Origin of the sequence: Vibrio fujianensis, from assembly GCF_002749895.1 — a bacterium.
GTDB lineage: Bacteria > Pseudomonadota > Gammaproteobacteria > Enterobacterales > Vibrionaceae > Vibrio > Vibrio fujianensis.
Map to the genome: position 1 here is coordinate 392,379 of NZ_NBUS01000054.1, position 4,445 is coordinate 396,823.

A 4,445-nucleotide genomic window follows, 5' to 3' on the forward strand; every position below is an offset into this window, starting at 1 on the left:
ATGTTCATTTTGCTGACGCCTTAGAAAAAATGGGGGCGGAGATTGAATGGGGGGACGATTATGTGATCGCTCGCCGAAAAGAGCTCAACGGTGTTGATCTTGATTTTAACGCGATTCCCGATGCAGCGATGACCATCGCTACGACGGCGTTATTTGCCAAAGGTACAACAGCCATTCGTAATGTTTATAACTGGCGAGTGAAAGAAACGGATCGCTTAACGGCGATGGCGACAGAGCTGCGTAAAGTCGGGGCAACTGTGGAAGAGGGTGAGGATTACATCATCATTACACCGCCTACAGCATTTCGCCATGCAATGATTGATACTTACGATGATCATCGCATCGCGATGTGTTTTTCATTAGTTGCTTTGAGTGATAGTTCAGTGACGATTAATGATCCCAAATGCACCTCGAAAACCTTCCCTGATTATTTCGAAAAATTTTCCCAGATCAGTCATTGAGTTGAAAATCAAAGCCTCGTCTGAGGCTTTGATTATTTTTGTAACGAAAACTCTTTAGAAAGATGATGAGCTAAATATTTAAACATATTAAATACCGCCGTTGTTTTCTCAGTAGGTAGTCCGTCGTCATTCAAAAAATAAGGGCCTTTAAAAACCAAAACCTGATCTTTTTCTTCCACGCTTTCTGCGCGCATTCCTTCGATATACTGTTCGTGTTCTTGAATAAGCTGATTGGCAATCAGCAATAAATCAAATTGACTAATGGATTTTTTATCGCTCATGTTTTATTCCCATGATGTTTTGGACATAGTGTATGATTGTGACACGTAAAAGCCATGATCAAAAACAGGAAAACTAAGATTCTGTAATCATACTATTTTGTGATTTGCTCCATGTTTTGCTTTTTTTCTGTCGCATCTAGATCAGACTCTGATTAGTATGTGCGGTTTTCAAGCTCGGAACGAGTTTTCGTCGATTTGTCGAGCAAATAAGTGCTTTTTTATAAAAACAAGTTGATCTTCTGCTTGTCTGGCTCGATAGTAAAAAAAGAAGCAATATTTTAGAACATCATGCGATTTATTTTTCGCATCGTGATTAAGGGCATTTGAGTCAATTATGGGTAAATCACTTGTTATAGTGGAGTCACCAGCCAAGGCTAAAACCATCAATAAATACCTTGGTAAAGACTTTATCGTAAAGTCTAGTGTCGGTCATGTACGCGATCTGCCTACTGCTGGTCAAAGTAGTACCGCGACCAAAAAGACTCCATCTACAGCGAATAAACAACTGACTGTAGAAGAAAAAGAACGCTTAAAAAAAGAGAAAGAGCGTAACGCCCTAATAAAAAAAATGGGTATTGATCCTTTTCATGGCTGGGAAGCCAATTATCAAATTCTTCCTGGCAAAGAAAAAGTGGTAAATGAACTGCAAAAGCTCGCCAAAGACGCCGATTGCGTATATCTCGCAACCGATTTGGATCGCGAGGGAGAAGCCATCGCTTGGCACCTTCGTGAGATCATCGGTGGCGATGAAAAGCGGTATAAACGGGTAGTTTTTAACGAAATCACTAAAAATGCCATTCAGCAAGCTTTCCAACAACCCGGTGAGCTGAACATGGATGGGGTTAATGCGCAACAAGCACGTCGATTTATGGATCGAGTCGTCGGTTTTATGGTTTCTCCTCTACTGTGGAAAAAAGTGGCACGAGGGCTCTCTGCTGGACGAGTTCAGTCCGTTGCGGTGAAACTGTTGGTTGAACGTGAACGAGAAATTAAGGCATTTGTGCCGGAAGAATTTTGGGATATTCACGCAGAGACAAAAACACAATCGCAAGCTGATTTTCGTTTGTTGGTCGCACAAAAAGAAGGCGTGCCCTTTAAGCCAACCAATGAGCAAGAAGCACAAGCTGCAGTTTCCATCCTGCAAAAAGCGGCTTATGAAGTCTGTAAACGTGAAGATAAACCCACCAGTAGTAAACCGAGTGCACCATTTATTACGTCCACGCTACAGCAAGCGGCCAGTACTCGTTTAGGATACGGCGTAAAAAAAACCATGATGTTAGCTCAGCGCTTATATGAAGCTGGGTACATTACCTATATGCGTACCGATTCAACAAACTTAAGTGCTGAAGCGGTAGACAATGTTCGTCAGTATATTGATCAACAGTTTGGTCATGCCTATTTGCCGGATAGCCCAAATGTGTATGGAAGCAAGCAAGGAGCACAAGAAGCGCATGAAGCAATTCGTCCTTCCAGTGTCGAAATTAAAGCGGATGATTTGGAAGGGATGGAAGCGGATGCACACAAATTGTACGCCTTGATTTGGAACCAATTTGTGGCTTGTCAAATGACCCCCGCTCAATATGATTCCACCACGATCAGTGTTAAAGCGGCAGAGTTTACCTTAAAAGCGAAAGGGCGAATTCTTAAATTTGATGGTTGGACTCGGGTTCAACGTCCATTGGGTAAAAATGAAGACCAAATCTTACCAACAGTACAAGTGGGTGATAGGTTATCGCTTGAAAAGCTAGATCCCAAGCAGCACTTTACCAAGCCGCCGGCACGTTATACCGAAGCTGCGTTGGTCAAAGAGTTGGAAAAACGGGGAATTGGTCGCCCTTCAACGTATGCTTCGATCATCTCAACGATTCAAGATCGTGGCTACGTTAAAGTAGAGCAACGCCGTTTTTATGCTGAAAAAATGGGTGAAATTGTTACGGATCGGCTTGATGGTAGTTTTGCGGATTTAATGAATTATGATTTCACCGCACGAATGGAAGAAAAACTCGATCAAATCGCAGAAGGAGATGCCAACTGGAAAAAAGTATTGGATGCTTTTTTTGCTGATTTTAGCGGTGATCTTGAGCAAGCAGAACAAGATGAGTCGGTTGGTGGAATGAAACCGAACCATATTGTGATGACTAATATTCTTTGCCCGACTTGTGATCGTCCTATGGGAATAAGAACTGCATCGACCGGCGTTTTCCTTGGCTGTTCCGGTTATGCTTTACCCCCTAAAGAGCGGTGTAAAACCACCATTAATTTGGGCGATGAAGAGGGCATTATTAATGTTCTTGAAGAGGATGTCGAAACGGCTGCATTGCGTGCCAAAAAACGCTGTCCTATCTGTGAAACGGCAATGGATGCGTACCTGATTGATGGTAAGCGTAAGTTGCATGTTTGTGGTAACAACCCGAACTGCGAAGGTTATATCGTGGAAGAGGGCGAGTTTAAGGTCAAAGGTTACGACGGCCCCGTTGTTGAATGTGATAAGTGTGGCTCTGATATGGTGCTGAAAACAGGGCGTTTCGGTAAATATATGGGCTGCACGAGTGACAACTGTAAGAACACTCGAAAAATACTTAAAAATGGTGAAGTTGCGCCACCGAAGGAAGATCCGGTTCATTTCCCAGAATTACCTTGTGAAAACTCGGATGCTTACTTTGTTTTGAGAGATGGAGCTTCTGGTCTATTTTTCGCTGCCAGTAACTTCCCTAAATCACGAGAAACTCGTGCGCCTTTAGTCGAAGAATTAGTCCGTTTTAAAGAAAGGTTGTCTGAAAAATATCAATATTTAGCCTCAGCGCCAGTGGCTGATCCTGACGGCCGCCCTACGGTTGTTCGTTTTAGCCGTAAAAGTAAAGAACACTATGTTCGAACTGAAATTGATGGAAAACCGTCGGGTTGGACGGCGCTTTATCACGAAGGGCAATGGGATATTACGGACAAACGTAAGAAAACCAAATAATGAAATCATTCATTGTAAAAAAGCAGCCTATGGCTGCTTTTTTACTGTTCTCAATATACCTTCCCTACTCGAAGCGGAAGCGGTGTTGGCTACGTTCCGTTCACCTTAATGGCGTCTATCTATGCGCATAGGAACTTATTTACTTGCCGCCTACCTGCAACTGCCAGTTGTTGGGATATAGAGCAAATTTAAAGGAAGGGAATGGCTATTAATTGTACACTATTGATAGTTAAATCGAGTTTTTAGCGATGATATTCTACCTTTGTAGCGTTTTTTCTTATTTATCTCCTTTAATATATCTATATCAACTGTCACATTTTTCTATTATTTTTGTGTGAGTATTTTTTATTTTGGGATGGAAATCGTGAAATAAATGTTAGAGTTTATGGTGTTAAGCCGCCTCATTTTGTGAACAAGGCGAAGTGTTGAACATATCGGACTTACTTGCTGCACAAAATCTGTATTCGGGGTTTGTATTCCAACATAAATTCGATAAAGTAATAAACAACTGATTGCATTTTATACTTCCCTGAAGTTCGGTTAACAAATGTAATCAGTGACTAAGGAAAGCGTCGTCATTCCCCCCCTAATTTGACATGACGGCAAACCAATGGAAAATGATGGAGAAGAATATGAGTGGTGTATTAGGAATGATTTTGGCCGGCGGTGAAGGTTCGCGTTTGATGCCGTTGACTGAATCCCGTACAAAACCTGCCGTTCCGTTTGGTGGAAGCTATC

2 protein-coding genes and 2 pseudogenes are annotated in these 4,445 nt (G+C 42.1%); 3 read left to right on the forward strand and 1 reads right to left on the reverse strand.

Annotated elements, in window-relative coordinates:
• Positions 1-461, forward strand: a pseudogene (locus tag B7C60_RS19610) (3-phosphoshikimate 1-carboxyvinyltransferase); the annotation flags it as partial.
• 32 nt (positions 462-493) lie between these two features.
• Here B7C60_RS19610 and B7C60_RS14870 read toward each other — a convergent pair.
• Positions 494-742, reverse strand: coding sequence for a YciN family protein (locus B7C60_RS14870; RefSeq protein ID WP_099612329.1), 249 nt, complete (start codon positions 740-742; stop codon positions 494-496).
• Positions 743-1,076: 334 nt separating this feature from the next.
• Here B7C60_RS14870 and topA point away from each other — a divergent pair, with 334 nt between their 5' ends.
• Together topA and B7C60_RS19615 are read left to right on the forward strand one after the other, a co-directional pair.
• Complete coding sequence (gene topA / locus B7C60_RS14875) at positions 1,077-3,707, forward strand: type I DNA topoisomerase (protein WP_099612330.1); 2,631 nt, start codon at positions 1,077-1,079, stop codon at positions 3,705-3,707.
• 656 nt (positions 3,708-4,363) lie between these two features.
• Positions 4,364-4,445, forward strand: a pseudogene (locus B7C60_RS19615) (sugar phosphate nucleotidyltransferase); the annotation flags it as partial.

Coding starts and splice junctions, on each gene's coding strand:
- topA (WP_099612330.1), top strand. CDS start 1,077: ATGGGTAAATCACTTGTTATAGTGGAGTCACCAGCCAAGGCTAAAACC.
- B7C60_RS14870 (WP_099612329.1), bottom strand. CDS start 742: ATGAGCGATAAAAAATCCATTAGTCAATTTGATTTATTGCTGATTGCC.